Origin of the sequence: Stenotrophomonas sp. (assembly GCF_032066555.1) — a bacterium.
Lineage (GTDB): Bacteria > Pseudomonadota > Gammaproteobacteria > Xanthomonadales > Xanthomonadaceae > Stenotrophomonas.
Genome location: NZ_DAMBKV010000024.1, coordinates 25,769 through 45,990, shown reverse-complemented (window position 1 = coordinate 45,990; position 20,222 = coordinate 25,769). Strand labels below are relative to the sequence as shown.

The following is a 20,222-nucleotide window of genomic DNA, read 5'->3' as shown; positions in this document are numbered from 1 at the left end:
GGCGTGGGCGAGTAGCGAAGGAAACGTGGTTACTGCAGCGATGGCGCGGGTATGTCTCGCGCACATCCTTTGCGCTTACAGCCGTGGGAGTGCGTGGCAGGGGCGGTAGGATTCGAACCTACGAATGCCAGGATCAAAACCTGGTGCCTTGGGCCTCTTGGCGACGCCCCTGCATCAAACAATTCCCGTCGTTTCCAGCGCATCAAGCAGTGGCGAGCGATCAACACCCGCAGCTACCCAAGCCCGCAGTTGTGGCGGCAATTCCGCCAAGGCCTGCTCTGCAGCAGCGCGCGTGGCGAATTCGACGAAACAACCGCTTCCCGACCCCGTGAGTCGTGCCCGACCAATACCTGACAAGGCCTGGAACGTCGCCTCGATGGCAGGTTCCTGGCGCCGTAGTACCGGCTCGAACGCATTTCCGAGGACGGTCCCGGAAGCGAAGTCCGCTATTTTCACGGGCTTGGCATCCCGCGTCAAATGCTGTGAACGGAAAAGTTCAGCCGTGGGCACGTGAACCCCCGGATCCACCAGCAAATACCATGCTTCCGGCAGTTCAAGCGGGGTCAGCAATTCGCCCACGCCTTCGGCCCAGGCACTGCGTCCGCGCACGAAGACCGGCACATCGGCCCCCAGGCACACGCCAAGGGCTGCCAGCGCATCCTCATCCAGACCGGTACCCCACAACGCGTTCAGCGCGACCAGCACGGTCGCAGCATCTGACGAACCACCCCCAAAGCCACCACCGGCAGGAATCCGCTTTTCAACCCGGATATCGACACCTTTCCCGCAATTGGTCGCATTTTTCAGCGCAATGGCAGCACGAACCACCAGATCATCAGCCTCTGCAACGCCGGCCACGGAAGCGCCCTTGCGGCGCACCTGACCGTCCTCGCGCAGGCGCAGGCCAATCCGATCGCCCCAGTCCAGCAACCGGAACACCGTCTGCAGCACGTGATAGCCATCCGCGCGCCGACCGGTGATATGCAGGAACAGGTTCAGCTTGGCCGGGGCCGGCCAGTACGACCAACCCGCTTCGTCAGCTACGGCAGTCATGGTGCGTCCGATCCCCATTCATCCACGATCAGGCGGACCTTGGCATCGCCATTGACCGCCTCGATCCGGCGCGGCAGCGACGGGCGCCCGGCATCGGCCGGGTACCAGTCCAGGTAATCCACCTGCCAACCTTGCTGGCGGAGCACCCGCGGCCGCCCTTCAGCGTCGAAACCGAGGTGTTCCGGACTTGTGCCCGCAGTTGGTAGACCACGCACCCACTCGGCCAGTTGGGCGACCGGAATCTCCCAGCCAGTAGCCTGCAAGAGCAGTTCGCCGGCGTCATCGGCCGTGCGCGGTCCGCCTTCCAGTCCTTCCAGGCGCACCACCTGCCCTGGGGCGCCACCGCTGAGCTGCCAGCTCTGCCGGGTGACCGGCGCGGCCAGACTGACCTGGTAGGCAGGCCCCTGCTGCAACCAGTCGATCCGGCCGTTGCCACCATTGCGGCCCTTGCTGATCGCCACCCGGCCCTGGAACGACCAGTTCGGCTGCGCCTGCAAGGCAGCCTGGCGTTGCTGCTCTGCCGCCTGCGCCTGCGCCGACACCTGCGAAACCTCAGCCGCGACCGGTGTCGCCTGGCGCTTGGGCACCGAACCACAGGCCGCGAGCGCACCTACCACCAGCAGCGCCAACGGCGCCCGCCACATCAATACGTTCATACACCCAACTTTTCGATCGCACGCTGCAGCGCGCGGTTATCCGGATCCAGTTTGCGGGCCTCATCGAAGAAGCGCCTGGCCTCGTCTTTCTGCCCCAGCACCCACAACACTTCGCCTACGTGTGCAGCGATTTCCGGGTCCTTGTTCAAGGTCCAGGCACGGCGCAGATGCACCAGCGCCTCATCGTTGCGGCCCAGCCGATACAACACCCAACCATAGCTGTCGACGATGGCCGCATTGTCCGGCTCGGCCACGCGTGCACGGTCGATCAGCTCCAATGCTTCCTGGTAGCGCTGGGTGCGGTCGGCCAAGGTGTAGCCCAGCGCGTTCAACGCTGCCACGTTCTCCGGCTCGGCCACCAGCACCTTGCGCAGGTCCGCCTCGGCGCGCGGCACATTGTCGTTGCGCTCCCAGGCCAGCGCGCGGGCGTACAGCAAGGCGCTGTCATCCGGGAACGCAGCCAGGCCACGGGCCAGCACATCGAACTCGGCCTTGGTTTCGCCATCACGCAGTTGCAGCTCGGACTCCAGCAGGTAGGCGTCGCGGCGCACATCGTCGTCCAGCGAGGCATCGGCCTGCACGGCTTGCACTTCCTTGGCAGCGCGCGCCTTGTCACCCATCAGGTGCAGCGCGTTCACCGCACGCAGCTGTGCCTCACCGCGATGCTCGCCACCAGGCACACCGTGATACCAATCCACCGCCTCCTGGTAGCGCTTCAGGTATTCGGCAATCTTGCCCAGCAGCAGGCGCTGGTCGGGGTCCGGCTTGCTGGCCTTTGCCGCGATGTCCTGATAAAGCGCCAACAGCGCCACATCGTCCTTCTGTTTGGCCAGCAGCGAGGCACGCATGCCCCAGCTCTGCAGGTTCTGTTCACCTACCGACAGCACATGCTCGGCAGCGGCGGTCTCACCCAGGGTGTCATAGGCGATGGCCAGCGCGCCGCGCAGCTCGTCGTCCTTCTCCGCCTTCGGCTCGATGCCCTTGAGCAGGGCCAGCGCCTCGTCCTTCTTGCCAGCCTGGTTGAGCTGGGAGGCATGCAGCAACGCCACCCGCGGCTCATCCGGGAAGCGCCGGACCACCTCGCCGACCATCCGCCGCGACAACTCCGGTCGTTCCATGCGCAGGGCCAACCGGCCAAATTCCTGCCAGGCTTCCAGATCATTGGGGATCGCATTGGCGTCCACCAGCATGCCCAGCACCTGCGCCGGCACCGCCGGGTCGCGGCCGCCAGTTGCAAGCGCCAGCAGCGCGTAACGCCAGGCCCGCGGTTCAGGGGAGCGCAGCACCGCCAACAACTCCTTGCGGGCCAGCCTGGCGTCGCCATTGCGCATGGCCAGCGCACCGCGGGTGCCGCGCACCGCTACCGAGCCGGGGTCGCGTTGGGCCCACAGCGCCAACGCCTGCTCCGCGCGGTCGGCGTCATCGGCCAGCATGGCGATGCGGGTGGCGCGCTCGGCCAGCCCCACGTCCCCCTTGGCTTCCTGGGCGGCCTGCAGGTACCAGCGGGCGGCATCGGGCAGCTTGCCAGCCTGCAGCGAGAACTCACCGGCCAGCACCGGGGTCAGCGGCAGGCCTTCAGCCGCCAACGGCGTCCGGACAGGCGCAGCCGGGGCCGCCAGCACCGGAAAAACCGGCAGGGAAAGCAACAGAACGGTGCATATGCGATTGAATACGGGCATCTGGCGCAACCGGGCCGTAAAATGGCGGCCTTCAACAGCCAGCAGCTTATCGCAAGCAACTGAACAGATGACCCTGTGGGTGCTCGGACTGAATCACCAGACTGCGCCGGTAGAACTGCGCGAACGCGCTGCCTTTGGCGGAGACGCCTTGCCGCGGGCGATGGATTCATTGCGGCAGACCCCGCAACTGGCCGAGGCGGTGCTCCTGTCCACCTGCAACCGCACCGAACTGTACGCCGTTGCCGAGGACAGCAAGGCCCTGAGCCAGTGGCTGGAACACCACGCTGGCAGCCTGCAGGGCTATCTCTACCAGCACAGCGACGCTGAGGCGGTGCGCCACCTGTTCCGGGTCGCCACCGGGCTGGACTCGATGGTGCTGGGCGAGCCGCAGATCCTGGGCCAGGTCAAGGATGCCTGGGCACTGGCCCACGACAGCGGCGCGATCGGGCAACAATTGGACCGGTTGTTCCAGCAGACCTTCTCCGTGGCCAAGCGTGCCCGCACCGACACCCGCGTCGGCGCCAATCCGATCTCGGTGGCCTCCACCGCGGTGCGGCTGGCGCAGGACTCGTTTGCGCGCATGGATGAATCCACTGTGCTGCTGGTCGGCGCCGGCGAAACCATGGAACTGGTCGCCAAGCACCTGAGCGATGCCAAGGTGAAGCGACTGCTGATCGCCAACCGTACCGTGGCCAATGCGCAGGACCTGGCCAGCCGTCACGGCGGCGTGGCGCTGCCCTTGACCGAGCTGGAGCGCCACCTGGGCGAAGCCGACGTGGTGTTCTCGGCCACGGCCGCGCGCGAGCCGGTGATCCTGCACCGCCAGGTCGCCAACGCACTGCGCTTGCGCCGGCACAAGCCGATGCTGCTGTTCGACCTGGCCGTGCCGCGCGATATCGAAGCCGAGGTCGGCACCCTGGCCGACGCCTACCTGTACACCGTGGACGATCTGGAACGGGCCGTGGAGGAAAACCGCCGCGGCCGCCGCGAAGCCGCCGCCGAGGCTGAATCCATCATCGACCTGCAGGTCACCCGCTATCTGGAGAACCTGCGCGCCACCCGCCTGCAGGCACCGATCCGGCAGCTGCGTGCGTTTGGCGAGGCGACCCGCGCCGAACTGCTGGCCAAGGCCCGGCAGCAGCTGGCGCATGGCAAACTGCCCGACGAAGTACTGGAGCAGCTGGCGCACGGCCTGACCAACCGCCTGCTGCATCCGCCCACCGCCGCCCTGCGCCAAGCCGCGCAGGAAGGCGATACCGACCTCACCCGCGCCGCCGAGCGCCTGTTCCCGGCCGCCCCCGGGTATCACCACCCCGCTGCGAGGAATGATGACGCCGACCCTGCGCCGTAAGCTGCTGGCACTGGCCGAGCGCCGAGAAGAACTGGAACGCCTGCTTTCCGACCCCGATGTGGTCGCCGACAACGAGCGCTTCCGCAATTTTTCCCGTGAGTTCTCGCAACTGGAACCCATCGCCACTGCATTGGCGAACGAAGCCCGTGCGCTGGACGATCTGGCCTCGGCCGAAGCCATGCGCAACGACCCGGAACTGCGCGAGCTGGCCGAGGAAGAAATCAGCGCCGCCCAAGCGCGCCTGCAGGCATTGGACGAGGAGCTGGCGCTGCTGCTGGTGCCGCGTGACCCGCGCGACGAAGGCAACCTGTTCCTGGAAGTGCGTGCCGGCACCGGCGGTGACGAAGCGGCGATTTTTGCCGGCGACCTGTTCCGCATGTACGCCCGCTATGCCGAGCGTCAGGGCTGGAAGGTGGAAATCGAATCCGACAACCCCGGCGAACACGGCGGCTACAAGGAAATCGTGGCACGCGTGGTTGGCCGCGGCGCCTATTCCAAGCTGAAGTTCGAATCCGGCACGCACCGTGTGCAGCGCGTGCCGGCCACCGAATCGCAGGGCCGCATCCACACCTCGGCAGCGACGGTGGCAATCATCCCCGAGGCCGACGATGTCGAAGACGTGGTGATCAACCCGGCGGACCTGAAGGTGGACACGTTCCGTTCCTCCGGCGCCGGCGGCCAGCACGTCAACAAGACCGAGTCGGCGATCCGCATCACCCACGTTCCCACCGGCGTGGTGGTGGAATGCCAGACCGAGCGCAGCCAGCACGCCAACCGCGACAAGGCGATGAAGCGGCTGAAGGCGCAGTTGCTGGATGCCGAGCGCAGCAAGCAGGCCGCTGCCCAGGCCGAATCGCGCCGCCTGCAGGTAGGCAGTGGCGACCGCAGCCAGCGCATCCGCACCTACAGCTTCCCGCAGGGCCGCATCACCGACCACCGCGTCGAAGGCCTGACCCTGTACGACCTGCCCAACATCATCGAAGGCGGCCTCGACGACCTGATCGCACGCCTGCAGCACGAACACCAGGTGGATGAGCTGGCGCGTTTGGCGGAAGGGACCTAATACGCTCCCTCCCTTATGCGCAGCATAGGGGAGGGTTGGGGAGGGGTAGCTTTTGGCTTTTTGGCATTGGCCTTCGCTACTGCCTCTGGATTTGGCCTTGGTCGCCAGCCCATAGCAAAATCAAAAACCTACCCCTCCCCAGCCCTCCCCTGCGCTACGCGCAAGGGAGGGGGCAAAGCCAGCACAATGACCAACGCCCTCAACGAACGCGACCAGCTCCGCCATGCGGTTACCCGCCAACCCGGTGACTTCATCGCCTGGGTGATGCTGGCCGACGCAGAACTTGGTGCGGGCGATGTACGCGCAGGTGAGGCGGCGGCATCCAGAGCACTGCAACTGCGACCGCAGCACCCCGAAGCCCTCGCCCGTCTTGGTCGCGCGCGTTGGATGCAAGACAGGCATGAGGAAGCCGCCGCACTGTTGCAGCAAGCCTGCCAGCTCGCCCCGCAGCACCCAGGCATGGCCTTGTGGCTGGGTCATGTACTGGAAGACGCCAACCAGCCCGAAGCCGCTGCCGATGCCTATCGACGCGCGCATGCGCTGGCACCGGACGAGGCCTATATGGCCGCACAGCGCCTGAACTGGCAGCGCCGGCTCTGCGACTGGCGCGATATCGATGAACTTTCGCAACAGGTGCGTCGCGCGGTCGCGCAAGGCAATCCCGCCGTGGAGCCTTTTGCCTTTCTCAGCGAGGACGCCAGCGCCGCCGAACAACTGGCCTGTGCGCGGCAACGTGCCGGCGTGCTTGCCCAAGCCATTCCGCGCCTGCCTGCAACGCAGGTTCGTGCACAGGGTGCACTGCGCGTGGGCTTTCTTTCCAACGGCTTCGGCGCGCATCCGACCGGCCTGCTGACAGTCGCATTGTTCGAGCAGTTGCGCGCACATCCGCAATTGCAGACACATCTTTTTGCGCTCAACAGCGACGATGGCAGCGGCATCCGCCGACGCCTGCAGGCAGCTGTCGGGCAGTTGCACGACCTCAGCAACCAAGCACATGCAACGATTGCGCAGCGCATCCGCGCCGCTGGCATCGACCTGCTGCTCGACCTGCGCGGCTGGGGCGGCGGTGGCACACCCGAAGTGCTGGCCATGCACCCGGCACCGCTGCAGTTGAACTGGCTGGCCTATCCCGGCACGTCCGGTGCGCCGTGGATCGACTACGTCGTCGCCGATGCGTTCGTGTTGCCGCCCGCATTGGAATCCGGCTTCAGCGAAAAGGTGCTGCGCCTGCCGCGTGCCTTCCAGCCCTCGGACAACACCCGCATTGTTCAGCCCCCGCCCTCGCGCGCTGACTGCGGATTACCGGACGCCGGCGTGGTGTTCTGTTGCTTCAACAACAGCTACAAGCTCAATCCGCGCAGCGTCGAACGCCTGTTGCAGGTGCTGCTGGGCGTGCCAGACAGCGTGTTATGGCTGCTGTCCGGTCCAGGCACGGCCGACCAACGCCTGCAGGAGGTCGCGCGCCGACGCGGCGTGGACCCGGCGCGCCTGGTGTTCATGCACAAGCTGCCGCATCCGCAATATCTGGCCCGTTACCAGCATGCCGACCTGTTCCTGGACACACACCCGTATAACGCCCACACCACGGCCTCCGATGCGCTGTGGGCCGGTTGTCCGGTGCTGACCGCACCCGGCAGCACGTTTGCCGCGCGGGTGGCCGGCAGCCTCAACCATCACCTCGGCATGGACGAGATGAATGTCGCCGATGACCAATCCTTCGTCACCACGGCGATTGCGCTGGGCAATGACCCCAACGCCCTGCAGGCTGCACGGCAGCGACTGGCGCAGGCCCGGGAACAGAGCAGCCTGTTCGACATGGCCGGCTTCGCCAGTGACCTGGCCCAGCTGCTGCAACAGCTGGCCGGCGACCACGGCTGGCGTGGTGCAGACATCGACTGACATCCGATTGGGTTAGGCTCGGCGTTCCACAAGGAGTGACCATGGGCAAGCTCAAGCGCAAACAGTACGAAGCGTTGCTGGAACCGATGCAGCTGGAACTGGCCAACATGGCCCGCTGGGCCCAGCACTGCGGGCAGCGTGTACTGGTCTTGTTCGAGGGCCGCGATACCGCCGGCAAGGGCGGCGTCATCCAGGACATCGCCAAACACGTCAATCCACGCCAGTGCCGGGTGGTGGCCCTGCCCAAGCCCAGCGAACGCGAAGACAGCCAGTGGTATTTCCAGCGCCATATCGCGCACCTGCCCGCCGCCGGCGAGATCGTGCTGATGGACCGCAGCTGGTACAACCGCGCCGGCGTGGAGAAGGTGATGGGCTACTGCACCGATGCGCAGTACAAGGCCTTCCTCAAGCAGGCCCCTGCGTTCGAAAAGCTGCTGGTCGACGATGGCATCCTGCTGTTCAAGTACTGGTTGTGCGTGGATCAGGAACAGCAGGAAAAGCGCTTTGCCGAGCGTCGCGACGACCCGCTCAAAGGCTGGAAGCTGTCACCGATCGATCTGAAATCGCGGCAGGAATACAGCGCCTACACCCAGGCCCGCGAAGCCATGCTGGAGGCCACCCACAGCGTTCATGCACCGTGGACGCTGGTGGATTTCAATGACCAGAAGCATGGCCGCCTGACCCTGATACGCGACCTGCTGGATCGCCTGCCCGATACCCACATCGACGAACCGGTGATTGAACTGCCACCGCTGCCGGGCAAACCGAAGAAGGAGAAGTACGGCGTGGTGAAGCCGATTGCGCCGTTTGCGGTGGATGAAGAAGCAGCCAAACCGTAGCCCGCCTCCGGCTCCCTGTAGTGCCGAGCCATGCTCGGCAGGAGCTTTCCCGCATTGTCCGAAAGGCTGCCCTCACCCCAACCCCTCTCCCGTGCACGGGAGAGGGGCTTGTAGTGCCGAGCCATGCTCGGCAGGAGCTTTACCGACAATGCCGTAGGAGCGGCATAAGCCGCGGAGTTGGCATTGCGTGGAGAGCTGAAAAGCTACCCCTCCCCAACCCTCCCCTTCGCGCCGCGAAAGGGAGGAAGCGGTTCTTGGCAATCTGTCAGAGGGTCGCGGCGCCGCTCTTGCCCCCTCCCTTTCGCGCAGCGAAGGGGAGGGCTGGGGAGGGGTGCTCTTGGCCTCAAAGCTTCTCGCTCCCGCCTCGAAGCCCCAACACACGGAAAACCACCATCCCCTTAAACCGCCTTACCCCCGGCAGCCACAATCGCCTGCTCGATTTCCTGCGCATTCACCGGCCCCAGGAACTGCCGGGCCACCTTGCCGTCCGGCCCGATCAGGTAGGTCATCGGCAAGCCACGCGGCGTGGCGAAGTCCTTGGGCGGGCTGAAGGTATCGATGATGGCGATCGGATAGGCCACCGGATGTTCCTTCAGGAAGGCCTGCATCTCGTCCAGTTCGATGTCCTCATAGGCCAGGCCAACCACTTCCACATTGCTGCGCATGGCGTGCAGCGCCGACAGCTCCGGCATTTCCTGCAGGCACGGCGCGCACCAGGTGGCCCAGAAATTCACCACCACCCATTGCCCACGGTGACTGGCCAGGTCATAGGTCTTGCCATCCACGGTTGGCACCTGCAGTTGCGGTATTTCCACCGTCTGCTGGACCACGCTGGGCTGGGCCGTCTCAGCGGCAGCCGGTGCGACCGCTGCATCGGGTGCGGCAGCCGGTGCAGCGGCAGGTGTCTGCGCCGGCTTGCACGCAGCCAAGGCCAACGCCAGCAGCGCGACGGGAACAAACTTCTTGATCATCGACTCTCTCCGCGCTCTACATAGATGTCATCCACCCGGCGCTTGAGCAGTTCGCGCAACGGCAGACGTAGTTGATCCAGGGCGTTGCAGGCCGCTTGCCCGAGGCTGTCCTCGCGCATCGGCAGGTATTCCTCGGCGGCCGGTATACGCAGCTGCGAGCTTTCGTACAGCTCATGCAGGCTGATGCTGTCCAGGTCACGCGCCAGCAGCCATTCACCGCGCTCGTCACGGCGCAGCACGCCAATGACTTCCATCTGCTCCAGCAATTGCTGCAGCAGGGAGTCGGTGAGCATGGGTTCCAGCAGCAACAGCTGGTCTTCATCCAGCCCCTGCCCTTGCTGCCGCGCCTCACGGAACCGTCCCAACAACCGCAGCAGGCCATACAGCTCGCAGCCCTGCGGCAACCGCAATGCCGCCGGCTGGTAGCGGAATGCGGCCACCGACGAGGCCAGCGATGCGCCCAGCAGCACCGAGACCCAACTCAGGTAGATCCACAGCAACAGGATCGGCACGAACGCCACCGTGCCGTAGAGCTTCTGATAGGACTGGAAGCTGCCCAGGTACAGGCCCATGCCCCACTTCACCAGCTCCAGCATCAGCACCGCCAACAGTGCGCCGGGAATGGCATGGCGCCACTTCACGGTATGGTGCGGCACCACCCGGTAGATCAGCACCACACAGACGAATTCGATCAGCACCGGCGCCAGCCGCAGGCCAAGGTCGGCCAACCAGCGGCCCTCGGTCGTACCGAACAAGGGCAACGACAACACTTTGGCCGAGATCGCCAACGAGGCGGCGGCCAGCAAGGCGCCCAGGGTAAGCACCGTCCAATAGACCAGGAAGCGGGTCAGCTGTGGCCGCGCCGAGGCCACCCGCCAGATACGGTTGAAGGTCTGTTCGACGCTGTTGAGGGTGATCAGCAGCGATACCACCAGGGCCAGGAAGCCGGCAGCGGTCAGCTGCCCGGCGCTGGCCGAGAACTGCCGCAGATACCCTTCGGCCGCGCGCGCCGCCGACGGCACGAAGTTGGAGAACACATAGTCGCTGAGCGCCTCGCTCCAGCGATCGAACATGGGGAACGCGGACAGCACCCCGAATACCACGATGGCCAACGGCACCAGCGCGAACACCGTGGTGTAGGCCAGCGAACCGGCAGCCTGGAACAGGCGATCATCAATGAAGCGCTTCCACAGGAAGCGCCCGAAGCTGACGTTGCGCGCACGGTCCCGCAGGCGCTCCATCCATAGGTTGAGTGAATCCAAAGGTTCCATTTGGCAAGGGTACCCGATGCAAAGCGCGGCCCGCATCGTTGATACTGCCGGTTCCTGCATGATTGAGCGAACGGTGTGATGGCGGAAATCCTGGTGCTTTACTACAGCCGTGGCGGTTCGGTGGCCCGGCTGGCGCGGCAGATCGCCCGCGGTATCGGCGAGGTGCCGGGCATGAGCGCCCGTCTGCGCACCGTACCTCCGGTCGCCGCTGTCACCCAGACCAGCGCCCCGCCAGTGCCCGACGACGGCGCACCCTATGTGGAGATCGCCGACCTGGCCGAGTGCGACGGCATCGTGCTGGGCAGCCCCACCCGCTTCGGCAACATGGCCGCACCGGTCAAACACTTCCTCGATGGCCTGGGCGCGGAATGGGTCAACGGCACTCTCGCCGGCAAGCCGGCGGCAGTGTTCACCTCCACCGCCTCGATGCACGGTGGCCAGGAATCGACCCTGTTGTCGATGCACCTGCCGCTGTTGCACCACGGCTGCCTGATCGTCGGCATCCCGTTCACCGAGCCGGCACTGAGCCACACCCGCAGCGGCGGCACGCCGTATGGCGCCAGCCATGTGGCCGGCAGCCAGGATGATCCGCAGCCCACCGACGATGAAGCGGTGTTGGCACGGGCATTGGGCCGACGGGTCGCCGATATCGCCCGGCGTCTGGCGCAATGAGCGGCCGCAGCCGCGATCTGATCCTGGCCTTGGCATTGGCGCTGTTGGCCGGCCTGTATGCGTGGTGGTTCCGCGTCGACCGCCATCTGCTGGCGGTAGCCTTGGTATTCGTGGCGCCGCCGGTACTGTTGTTGCTGGGCGTGCTGGCACAGCGCGCTGTGGCCCGCTTCTGGGCGGGGGTATTGGCGCTGTTCTGGTTCAGCCACGGCGTGATGAGTGCCTGGAGCCACCGCGACACCGCCCTCTACGCGTGGATCGAGATCCTCCTGGCGCTGCTGATCGTGGCCCTGGTCAGCGTACCCGGCATGCGCGCCCGCTTTGCGGCAAGGAAAGCCCGGTAGCCCCAGCCCGGTTGGGGCGTTACCGACATCCCCCTGTAGAGCCGAGCCATGCTCGGCTGGGGCGTTACCGACAATCCAAAGTTTGTGGGAGCGGCGTCAGCCGCGAAGCTGGCATCACCGAAACTGCAGGCAAGCTGGTGATCCGATGGAGCACCGGCTTCGCGGCTGACGCCGCTCCCACAACCACAACTGATCCGGCCCCGGGCAAGCCCCAGCCGAGCATGGCTCGGCTCTACCTTTGTGACCTGACGTGGCCCGGCGCAGCCTGCGGCATTATCATGCGCAGCATCGCGGCCCGTGCCGCTGGCAGTCACCGCAAGGATTTACCGCAATGATGGAAGAACTCCTGATCGTCACCACCGGTGGCACGATCGACAAGATCTACTTCGACGACAAGTCCGATTACCAGATCGGTGATCCGCAGATCGGCATGATCCTGCGTGAGCTGGGCGTGACCTTCCGTTTCAACGTGATCCCGATCCTGCGCAAGGACTCGCTGCACATCAGCGATGATGACCGCGAGCTGATCCGCGCCACCATCGCCGCGCAGCCCACCCGCCACGTGCTGGTCACCCATGGCACCGACTCGATGGTCGCCACCGGCAAGGTACTGGCCACCATCCCGGGCAAGACCATCGTGATGACCGGCGCGCTCAGCCCGGCCCGTTTCCGTGGGTCCGATGCCGAGTTCAACATCGGCTGCGCCATCGGCGCGGTGCAGTCGCTGCCGGAAGGCGTCTACATCGCCATGAACGGCCGCATCTGGAATCCGGAGAAGGTCCGCAAGAACGTCGACGCCAATCGCTTCGAATCGTTGTAAGTGGCCAGAAGTACCCGCGCCACCGCCGCATTGGACAAGGCCGGCATCGCCCATGGCGTGCATGCCTATGACTACTCGGCCGACGTCGACAGCAAGGGGCTGGCAGCGGCGCAGGCACTGGGCATTGCTCCGGCAAGGATGTTCAAGACGCTGATGGCCTGGGTGGACAAGCAGCCACTGATCGCGGTGATCCCCTCCGATCAGCGCCTGTCGCTGAAGAAGCTTGCCGCCCATTGCGGCGGCAAGCACGCACAGATGATGGAAGTGCCTGAAGCCGAGAAGCGTAGCGGCTACAAGGTCGGTGGCATCAGCCCCTTCGCACAGCAGCGGCCGGCCAAGGTGGTATTTGCCGCCAGTGCCGGGCAGCACGACGCGCTCTACATCAACGCCGGCCAACGCGGCCTGCTACTGGATATCGCCCCGGCTGATGCCTTGCAGGTCCTGCAGGCCAGCTGCGCCGATATCTGCGAGGACTGAGTCGCTGTCAGCGGCATGGGTCCAACCACAACGCCGGGCCCCTCCGCGGCGACAACCGATGCCTCCAGCTAGAACGTGATCGACCAGCCGTTGAGGCGGCCCGTATCGCCACTGGCCTTGTCGTTGACACGCAGCGTCCAAACGCCATTCAAGGCCTCCTTGGAAAGATCCACCTCGAAGGTCTGCTTGATGTCATCGGCACTGCCTCCTTCGTAATTGCTCAGTAGATAGGCGCGCCCGCCTGGTGCAAGCAGCTCCACTTTCAGGTCGCCGCGCCAGCCATGGCTGATATCCACCGTTACCGGCGTCGCCGCCGGTGCATTGGCAGTACGCCCGGTTACGCTGATCGGGCTCTCCACCGTGCGGTTGTCGAGGATATCCAGCGCCTCGTTGCTGCTATAGGTCTGCGCCGGCAGCAGACCCCAACTTGCCTTCAAACGCACCGCCGAGTACGCCGAGTAGCCCGTCAACATGACGTGGTAAGTGCCCGCTACAGGCGCCGGAATGCTGCAACTTTCGGCATTGCCGGCGTGGAACGGTCGACAGTCGTAGCTGAAGGCGGTGGGACGGCTGGCGGCGCGTACGTACAGGTCCGCATCGCCATTGCCGCCGGCAATACTGATCAGCAGGTTCGACGCACCTGCCGGTATCTGCACGCTGTAATAGCGATTGCTGCCTTTGCTGCCCGCCAGGTCGATCAGCGCAACACCGTTGACCAACACTGTTGCGGGGTCGGGGTCCGGCGGCAACGGGCCGCCCAGCGCTGCAGCCACAGCCGCCTGCGCATTGACGATGCCAGTGCCGATCTCCCGGTCCGGTGTAGCTGGAAAAGGCGTCGCCGTCGCCTTGATCAAGGCTTCAACCTGCATGGGCGTACGCACAGGACTGGAGACCTGCTGCACCAGCGCCACCACGCCCGCCACATGCGGTGCCGCCATCGAGGTTCCGCCATGGGAGGCGTAGCTCTCGCCCGCCGGGCCCTTGCTGCCACTGTTGAGCGTGGAAAGGATGGAGCTGCCCGGCGCCGCAATGTCCACCAACGGACCGTGGTTTGACTGCTGGCTGCTGCTCCAGATCGAACGTTTGCCGCCGCTGTCGCTGGCAGCAACAGCGATGACATTGTTGCAGTTGGCAGGCGAGGCGCTGCCCGCGTTGATGTTGCTGTTGCCAGCCGCGACAACCAGGGTCGCGCCCTTGCCTGTCGCGCTGTTGATCGCGTTCTGCATGGTGCTGCCACAGGTGCCTGCACCGCCCAGGCTGAGATTGATCACCTCTGCCGGGTAAGCATTGACAGGTACACCGGCTACCTGTCCACCGGCAGCCCAGACAATGGCGTCGGCAATATCCGAGGTATAGCCCCCACAGCGGCCCAGTACGCGTACCGGCACGATCCTGGCAGCAGGCGCGACGCCCGCCACTCCCTTGCCATTGTTGGCAACCGCCGCCACGGTGCCGGCGACATGGGTGCCATGCCAACTGGAATTCTGCGCGCCATGGCTGCCACCACATTGATTGGCCGTCACCCAGTCACCCGGGTCGCTGGCATCGCCATCGCGACCATCACCGTCATTGGCAACCGCAGTGTCGTCAATGAAGTCATAGCCCGGCAGGACATTGGCATCCAGATCGCTGTGGCTGGCAATGCCGGTATCCAGCACCGCCACCACCACGCCCTCCCCGGTTGCATTGTCCCAAGCTTCAGCGGCCTTGATGCCATAGGCACCGGACAGCCCCCATTGCTCGCCGAAACGCGGGTCGTTCGGCGCGGTAGCGATGGTATGGCGCCGATCAATCTCGACGTACTCGACAGCAGGGTCCGCAGCCAGACGATGCATCAAGGCTTGAGCCTCGATGCGATCCAGCGGCGTGTCCACGTGCACCACGTCCGCACCTACCGCCAACCGGCGCAGGCGCTGCAGCGTGCCAGCCTTGCCAGCGCGTACCGGCAACCCACGTGCAGCGATGGTCAAGACGCGGCCCAGCACGACCCCACCTTCAGCCTGGGCTGTGTCCTTGCGGAATTTGACGATGAAGCGTTGATGCACCGGCGCGGAGTCCAGGCCTGCAAGTTGCACTTCGCCGGCCAAGGCAGGCGCGCACAACAGCAGCGGAAACAACGAAGCAGTGCCAGCTGCCACGAACCCACGGCGAAGCGTACGGCGCGATATGGATGACATTGTTGAACCCTTCTGCATGGAAAGATGCCGCTTGCGCGGCGTCGGCCCTGCTCGGTGCTCCCGGCGCGGACAGCAACCAACACCAGGGCAGAACGCTCCGGATTGGTTCCCCTTCACCAATCCGCCCGCAGACAGTAGGCCGGCGGCTTACGCGCTCCCATCGGCGTTCTACTGAAACCGCTGTCCGGTGCGCCGTCGGAACCTACCAACGCATCAGTCAGGAAAGTGCGCATCCCGCGCTTCAATGCATCGTGACCATCACCAACGCCAACAATTCCTGCCCGCCACGTCCTTCGCCGCAAGTGACGGGCTCACTGCTGAAGCGCTGCTTGCGCGGCCGCATTCCCTGGCAGCACTACATCGGCGAATCCATACTGATCGGCACGCTGCCTCAAGCGGAAACGCAGGACCGTGCCGTGGTCACTGGACTCGTAGCCCGGGCAAACACAGCGCAGCCGGGGCCGTTGACGGAGAGTCTGAGAGTTCGCCTGAGCATTGCTCGCGGGTGCGCTGCGCTTATCCGGGCTACAGACCTGTTGCGAACGAGGCATCCTGCCAATCACAACGCCATGGGGAAACGTGTGTACTGAAGTCCATCAATCAACAAACAAAAGCCCCGGCGAAACCGCCGGGGCCAGATCACATCGCAGCAGAGCAGCAGCGCCTTCAAGCAACCATCCGCTGCCGCTTGACGCTGCTCAACTCAGAACCTGATCGACCAACTGTTTATACGACCGGTATCACCGCTGGCCTTGTCGTTGACACGCAGCTTCCAGTTGCCGTTCAACGCCTCGCTGGACAGGTTGACGTTGAAAGTCTGCTTGATGTCATCCGCGCTGCCACCCGCATAATTGCTCAGCACGTAGACGCTGCCATCGGGTGCCACCAGATCCACTTTCAGATCGCCCTTCCAGGTATGGCTGATATCCACGGTCACCGGTGTCGATGCCGGCGCGTTGCCGCTGCGTCCGGAGACGGCAATGCTGCTTTCCACAGTGGCATTGTCGACGATGGTGACCGCCGTCGCGTTGCTGTAGGTCTGCACGCCACCGCTGCCACCGCCGGTGCTCCAGCTCGCCTGCAGGCTGACGCCGGAGAACGCAGAGTACGCGGACAGCATCACGTGATAAGTGCCAGCAACCGGTGTTGCAAAGCTGCAGCTCTCGGCGTTGCCGGTCTTGTACGGACGGCAATCGTAGGTGGACGTGGTCGGCTGGCTGCCGGCACGCACATACATGTCCGCATCACCGGTGCCGCCGGAGCTGGCGATGACCAGATTGCTCGCCCCTGCGGGAACCTGCACGGTGAAGAACTGCGTGCTGCTGGCAGCGCCCGACAAGCCGGTGATCGGCACGCCATTGTTCAGGACCGTGCCACCCGGGTTTGGATTGCCGCCACCGTTGGCTGCATCCACCACTGCCTTGGCATTGAGAATGCCCGGGCCGATGCTCTGCGATGGCGTGGAGGGGAACGGCGTTACATTGGCCTTGATCAAGGCCTCGACCTGCGCCGGCGTCTTCGGCGTGGTCGAAACCGCCTGCAGCAGCGCGACAACACCTGCCACGTGCGGGGTCGCCATCGAAGTGCCGTTGTAGGCGGCGTAGCTCTCGGTGCCCGGCGTGGTGGTGCCGCTGTTGAGCGTGGACAGGATGTTGGAGCCCGGTGCGGCGATGTCGATCAGTGCACCGTAGTTGGAGAAGCTCGAACGTGCGCCGGTGCTGGTCGTCGATGCCACTGCGATCACGTTGTTGCAGTTGGCCGGCGAGGCATTGGACACATTGGTGTTGTCGTTGCCTGCAGCAATCACCAGCGTGGTGCCACGGCTGACCGCGCCATTGATTGCCGCCTGGGTGGTGCTGCCGCAGGCACCGGAGCCGCCCAGGCTGAGATTGATCACCTCGGCCGGATTCGCGTTGGCCGGTACACCGGATACGGTGCCACCGGAAGCCCAGATGATGGCGTCGGCAATATCCGAATCGTAGCCACCGCAGGTGCCGAGAACGCGCACCGGCACGATCTTGGCGCCATAGGCCACGCCGGCAACGCCCTTGGCGTTGTTGGTGACCGCCGCAATGGTGCCGGCCACATGCGTGCCATGCCAGCTGGAACCCTGTGCGGCATGGATGCCACCGCATTGATTGGCGCTCACCCAATCACCCGGGTCACTGGGGTCGTTGTCGCGGCCATTGCCATCGTTCGACACCGTGGTGTCGTTGATGAAGTCATAGCCCGGCAGCAGATTTGCGGCCAGATCGCTATGTGCGGTGATACCGGTATCCAGCACCGCCACCACCGAGCCGGCGCCATTGGTGACATCCCAGGCTTGGTTGGCCTTGATGCCATAGGTCCCCGAGTAGCCCCACTGCTCGCCATAGCGGGTGTCATTCGGGGTCAGGCGGATGGTATTGAGGCGATCGACCTCGACGTACTCGACATTGGGATCGGCAGCCAGCTTGCGCATCAGGGTTTCCGCCTCGGCCCGATCCAGCTTGGCATCGGCACGGACCACATCCGCGCCTACCGCCAGACGCCGCATGTGCTGCACGCCGATGCTCTTGCCCGCACGTGCCGGCAACGCACGCGCGGCGGAGACCAGGGTTTTCTGCAGGGCGGCATCACCTGCTGCCTGGCGGCTGTCCTGCCGGTATTTGACGATGAAGCGTTGGTGCGTCGGCGCGGAATCAAGGCCGGCCAGATGCACATCGCCGGCCCAGGCCGGCGCACACAGAAGCAGGGATGACAACGACGCAGTGCCAACAACCAACAACCCACGAACGAGCGTACGGCGCGATTTGGATGACATTGATTAGCCCTTCTGCATTGAGAGGAAGCCGCGTGCGCGGCATCAGTCCTACCCGGGGCCCTGCCGGATGCGAAGAGGTTGCTGCCCGGGTAGAACTACCCGAACCAGTCCCCTGTTACCGATTCGTTGGCGGACAGTAAATGGCGGCTGAACCAATGACAAGAGGGTTACAACAGAAACCGTTGCTCCGTCACGTTTACGCAAGTGAGTGATTCGTAAAGAATATTTTATTATTGCTTGGTACTGTTGGGCTGCGCCCCTGGGTGTCCGGACAAAGAAAAGCCCGCTGCGAATGTGCCGCAGCGGGCTTCTTCACTTGCCTGACTCGGAGGCTCAGGCGTCCAGGCGCACCAGCCAGCCGTGGCGGTCAGGCTGACGGCCGTACTGGATGTCGGTCAGTTCCTTGCGCAGCGACATGGTCACTTCACCGGCCGGTGCATTGATGTCGCCCACCGAGAAGCCTTCGCCCTTGAGCTGGCCGATCGGGGTGATCACTGCCGCGGTGCCGCAGGCAAACACTTCGGTGATCTCGCCCGAGCTCACGCCCTGCTTCCACTCGTCGATGGTGACCTGGCGCTCTTCCACGGTCATGCCGCGGTCGCGGGCCAGCTGCAGCAGCGATTCGCGGGTGATGCCTTCCAGGATGCTGCCCGACAGCGCCGGGGTGACCAGCTTGTTTTCCTTGCCGTAAACCAGGAACACATTCATGCCGCCCAGTTCTTCCAGGTACTTGCCCTCGACCGGATCCAGGAACAGCACCTGCGAGCAGCCCTGCGCCTGCGCCTGCTGCTGCGGCAGCAGCGAGGCTGCGTAGTTGCCGCCGCACTTGGCAGCACCGGTACCGCCCTTGGCAGCGCGCGCGTAATCGGTTGACAACCAGATCGCCACCGGCGCAACGCCCTTGGCGAAGTACGGGCCAGCCGGGCTGGCGATGACGTAATAGGTCGCCTTCTGCGCGCCGCGCACGCCGAGGAAGGCCTCGTCGCCGATCATGAACGGGCGGAAGTACAGGCTGGCTTCATCGGCATCGGAGACCCAGTCCTTGTCCAGCGCGACCAGCTGCTTGAGCGACTCGACGAAGATCTCGGCCGGCAGTTCCGGCAGCACCAGGCGGCGCGCCGAACGCTGCAGGCGGGCGGCGTTGGCCTGCGGACGGAAGGTCCACACCGAGCCATCAGCGTGACGGTAGGCCTTGATGCCTTCGAAGATTTCCTGGCCGTAATGCAGCACGGCGGCAGCCGGATCCAGCGAAATCGGGCCGTACGGCGTTACCGCCGCATCGTGCCAGCCGGTGTCCTTGTCCCAGCGTACGGCCACCATGTGGTCGGTGAAGTGCAGACCAAAGCCCGGCTTTTCCAGGATTTTGGCGCGCTCCTCGGCGCTACGCGGATGATCCGAACGGGTGACATCGAAGCTCAACGAAGACTGGGACACCGGATAATTCCTTCCAGATTGCGGGATGGGACAGCCCCGATGCCACGCTGGCAGCGGGGGTGCAGCACAAACCGTCACCGGCAGCCGCCGGCGCGGGCTTACAGCATGCCAGTTTCCAGGCGCGCCGCCTCGGACATCATGTGACGTCCCCACGGCGGGTCGAACACCAGGTCGACGTCGGCCTGGGCCACCGTCGGGATCATCTCCAGCTTGCTGCGCACGTCATCGACCAGGATCTCGCCCATGCCACAGCCCGGCGCGGTCAAGGTCATCTTGACGTCGACCTCGCGCTGGCCATCGTCCAGATGCTTGATATCCACTTCGTAGATAAGCCCAAGATCGACGATGTTGAACGGGATTTCCGGATCAAAGCAGGTGCGGAGCTGTTGCCAGACCAGCTTCTCCACATCCTCGTCGCCGGCATCATCGGGCAGTTCCAAGCCCGGTGGCGGCTCCTTGCCGATGGCGTCACCGTCCTTGCCGGCGATACGGAACAGGTTGCCTTCGACAAATACCGTATAGCTGCCACCCAGTGCCTGGGTGATATAGCCATAACTGCCGGCCGGCAAGGTCACGCTATCGCCCTGCGGCACCATCACGGCCGGGCAATCGCGCTCAAAATGGACAGGTTCACTGCTACGGGAATACATGTAGATGGATATGGGGACGCGGTGGCTACCCGCAATGGCCCCATTTTATCCGACTGGGCGCACTCG

General features: G+C 64.9%; 15 protein-coding genes, 1 tRNA gene and 4 pseudogenes. 8 read left to right on the top strand and 12 right to left on the bottom strand.

What is annotated here, in order from left to right:
* Window positions 1-94: 94 nt before the first annotated feature.
* The 4 genes from RT131_RS18155 to RT131_RS18140 form a co-directional block, all read right to left on the bottom strand.
* A tRNA-Gln gene (locus RT131_RS18155) sits at window positions 95-171 on the bottom strand.
* Between the two features lie 3 nt (window positions 172-174).
* The gene (gene ispE / locus RT131_RS18150; protein WP_313174222.1) at window positions 175-1,053 is read right to left on the bottom strand and encodes a 4-(cytidine 5'-diphospho)-2-C-methyl-D-erythritol kinase; all 879 of its coding nucleotides are present in this window, start codon (window positions 1,051-1,053) and stop codon (window positions 175-177) included.
* Entirely contained in the window at window positions 1,050-1,709 is a 660-nt protein-coding gene (gene lolB / locus RT131_RS18145; RefSeq protein WP_313174220.1) for a lipoprotein insertase outer membrane protein LolB, read from the bottom strand. The genes ispE and lolB overlap by 4 nt, the downstream gene beginning before the upstream one ends.
* Complete coding sequence (locus RT131_RS18140; protein ID WP_313174218.1) at window positions 1,706-3,388, bottom strand: tetratricopeptide repeat protein; 1,683 nt, start codon at window positions 3,386-3,388, stop codon at window positions 1,706-1,708. Before RT131_RS18140 ends, lolB begins: the two co-directional genes overlap by 4 nt.
* 67 nt (window positions 3,389-3,455) lie before the next feature.
* On the opposite strand from RT131_RS18140, the gene hemA reads away from it, so the two are divergent.
* The 4 genes from hemA to ppk2 all read left to right on the top strand — a co-directional run bounded on the left by hemA (window position 3,456) and on the right by ppk2 (window position 8,540).
* Window positions 3,456-4,739 carry a glutamyl-tRNA reductase gene (hemA, locus tag RT131_RS18135; RefSeq protein ID WP_313174217.1) on the top strand — a complete coding sequence of 428 codons (1,284 nt, stop codon included), beginning with the start codon at window positions 3,456-3,458 and terminating at the stop codon, window positions 4,737-4,739.
* A complete protein-coding gene (prfA, locus tag RT131_RS18130; RefSeq protein WP_313174240.1) occupies window positions 4,717-5,802 on the top strand; it encodes a peptide chain release factor 1 in 1,086 nt (361 codons plus the stop codon). Before hemA ends, prfA begins: the two co-directional genes overlap by 23 nt.
* A gap of 186 nt (window positions 5,803-5,988) precedes the next feature.
* On the top strand, window positions 5,989-7,701 hold the full coding sequence (locus RT131_RS18125; protein WP_313174215.1) for a tetratricopeptide repeat protein: 1,713 nt from the start codon (window positions 5,989-5,991) through the stop codon (window positions 7,699-7,701).
* 41 nt (window positions 7,702-7,742) lie between these two features.
* On the top strand, window positions 7,743-8,540 hold the full coding sequence (gene ppk2 / locus RT131_RS18120; RefSeq protein WP_313174212.1) for a polyphosphate kinase 2: 798 nt from the start codon (window positions 7,743-7,745) through the stop codon (window positions 8,538-8,540).
* A 398-nt stretch (window positions 8,541-8,938) separates the two neighbouring features.
* Here the strand turns inward: ppk2 and RT131_RS18115 are convergent, their stop codons facing one another.
* A complete protein-coding gene (locus RT131_RS18115; RefSeq protein ID WP_313174210.1) occupies window positions 8,939-9,511 on the bottom strand; it encodes a TlpA disulfide reductase family protein in 573 nt (190 codons plus the stop codon).
* Window positions 9,508-10,782 carry a YihY family inner membrane protein gene (locus RT131_RS18110; protein WP_313174208.1) on the bottom strand — a complete coding sequence of 425 codons (1,275 nt, stop codon included), beginning with the start codon at window positions 10,780-10,782 and terminating at the stop codon, window positions 9,508-9,510. Before RT131_RS18110 ends, RT131_RS18115 begins: the two co-directional genes overlap by 4 nt.
* A 78-nt stretch (window positions 10,783-10,860) precedes the next feature.
* Here RT131_RS18110 and wrbA point away from each other — a divergent pair, with 78 nt between their 5' ends.
* The 4 genes from wrbA to ybaK all read left to right on the top strand — a co-directional run bounded on the left by wrbA (window position 10,861) and on the right by ybaK (window position 13,092).
* Window positions 10,861-11,454 carry an NAD(P)H:quinone oxidoreductase gene (gene wrbA / locus RT131_RS18105; protein WP_313174206.1) on the top strand — a complete coding sequence of 198 codons (594 nt, stop codon included), beginning with the start codon at window positions 10,861-10,863 and terminating at the stop codon, window positions 11,452-11,454.
* Window positions 11,451-11,795 carry a DUF2069 domain-containing protein gene (locus RT131_RS18100; RefSeq protein ID WP_313174204.1) on the top strand — a complete coding sequence of 115 codons (345 nt, stop codon included), beginning with the start codon at window positions 11,451-11,453 and terminating at the stop codon, window positions 11,793-11,795. Before wrbA ends, RT131_RS18100 begins: the two co-directional genes overlap by 4 nt.
* A 334-nt stretch (window positions 11,796-12,129) precedes the next feature.
* Window positions 12,130-12,615, top strand: a complete 486-nt coding sequence (locus RT131_RS18095; RefSeq protein WP_282267147.1) for an asparaginase domain-containing protein — start codon at window positions 12,130-12,132, stop codon at window positions 12,613-12,615.
* On the top strand, window positions 12,616-13,092 hold the full coding sequence (ybaK, locus tag RT131_RS18090; protein WP_313174202.1) for a Cys-tRNA(Pro) deacylase: 477 nt from the start codon (window positions 12,616-12,618) through the stop codon (window positions 13,090-13,092).
* A 68-nt stretch (window positions 13,093-13,160) separates the two neighbouring features.
* On the opposite strand, the pseudogene RT131_RS18085 reads toward ybaK, so the two are convergent.
* The 6 genes and pseudogenes from RT131_RS18085 to sufT form a co-directional block, all read right to left on the bottom strand.
* Window positions 13,161-13,382, bottom strand: a pseudogene (locus RT131_RS18085) (proprotein convertase P-domain-containing protein); the annotation flags it as partial.
* Window positions 13,383-13,514: 132 nt separating this feature from the next.
* A pseudogene (locus tag RT131_RS18080) lies at window positions 13,515-15,269 on the bottom strand (S8 family peptidase); the annotation flags it as partial.
* A gap of 703 nt (window positions 15,270-15,972) precedes the next feature.
* Window positions 15,973-16,194: pseudogene (locus RT131_RS18075) on the bottom strand (proprotein convertase P-domain-containing protein); the annotation flags it as partial.
* Between the two features lie 144 nt (window positions 16,195-16,338).
* Window positions 16,339-18,072: pseudogene (locus tag RT131_RS18070) on the bottom strand (S8 family peptidase); the annotation flags it as partial.
* A 333-nt stretch (window positions 18,073-18,405) separates the two neighbouring features.
* Window positions 18,406-19,506, bottom strand: a complete 1,101-nt coding sequence (locus RT131_RS18065) for a branched-chain amino acid aminotransferase (RefSeq protein WP_313174201.1) — start codon at window positions 19,504-19,506, stop codon at window positions 18,406-18,408.
* Between the two features lie 98 nt (window positions 19,507-19,604).
* The gene (sufT, locus tag RT131_RS18060; RefSeq protein ID WP_057628710.1) at window positions 19,605-20,156 is read right to left on the bottom strand and encodes a putative Fe-S cluster assembly protein SufT; all 552 of its coding nucleotides are present in this window, start codon (window positions 20,154-20,156) and stop codon (window positions 19,605-19,607) included.
* Window positions 20,157-20,222 lie beyond the last annotated feature (66 nt).

Coding starts and splice junctions, on each gene's coding strand:
- RT131_RS18125 (WP_313174215.1), top strand. CDS start 5,989: ATGACCAACGCCCTCAACGAACGCGACCAGCTCCGCCATGCGGTTACC.
- RT131_RS18115 (WP_313174210.1), bottom strand. CDS start 9,511: ATGATCAAGAAGTTTGTTCCCGTCGCGCTGCTGGCGTTGGCCTTGGCT.
- hemA (WP_313174217.1), top strand. CDS start 3,456: ATGACCCTGTGGGTGCTCGGACTGAATCACCAGACTGCGCCGGTAGAA.
- ispE (WP_313174222.1), bottom strand. CDS start 1,053: ATGACTGCCGTAGCTGACGAAGCGGGTTGGTCGTACTGGCCGGCCCCG.
- lolB (WP_313174220.1), bottom strand. CDS start 1,709: ATGAACGTATTGATGTGGCGGGCGCCGTTGGCGCTGCTGGTGGTAGGT.
- RT131_RS18140 (WP_313174218.1), bottom strand. CDS start 3,388: ATGCCCGTATTCAATCGCATATGCACCGTTCTGTTGCTTTCCCTGCCG.
- ppk2 (WP_313174212.1), top strand. CDS start 7,743: ATGGGCAAGCTCAAGCGCAAACAGTACGAAGCGTTGCTGGAACCGATG.
- sufT (WP_057628710.1), bottom strand. CDS start 20,156: ATGTATTCCCGTAGCAGTGAACCTGTCCATTTTGAGCGCGATTGCCCG.
- RT131_RS18095 (WP_282267147.1), top strand. CDS start 12,130: ATGGAAGAACTCCTGATCGTCACCACCGGTGGCACGATCGACAAGATC.
- RT131_RS18110 (WP_313174208.1), bottom strand. CDS start 10,782: ATGGAACCTTTGGATTCACTCAACCTATGGATGGAGCGCCTGCGGGAC.
- wrbA (WP_313174206.1), top strand. CDS start 10,861: ATGGCGGAAATCCTGGTGCTTTACTACAGCCGTGGCGGTTCGGTGGCC.
- RT131_RS18100 (WP_313174204.1), top strand. CDS start 11,451: ATGAGCGGCCGCAGCCGCGATCTGATCCTGGCCTTGGCATTGGCGCTG.
- prfA (WP_313174240.1), top strand. CDS start 4,717: ATGACGCCGACCCTGCGCCGTAAGCTGCTGGCACTGGCCGAGCGCCGA.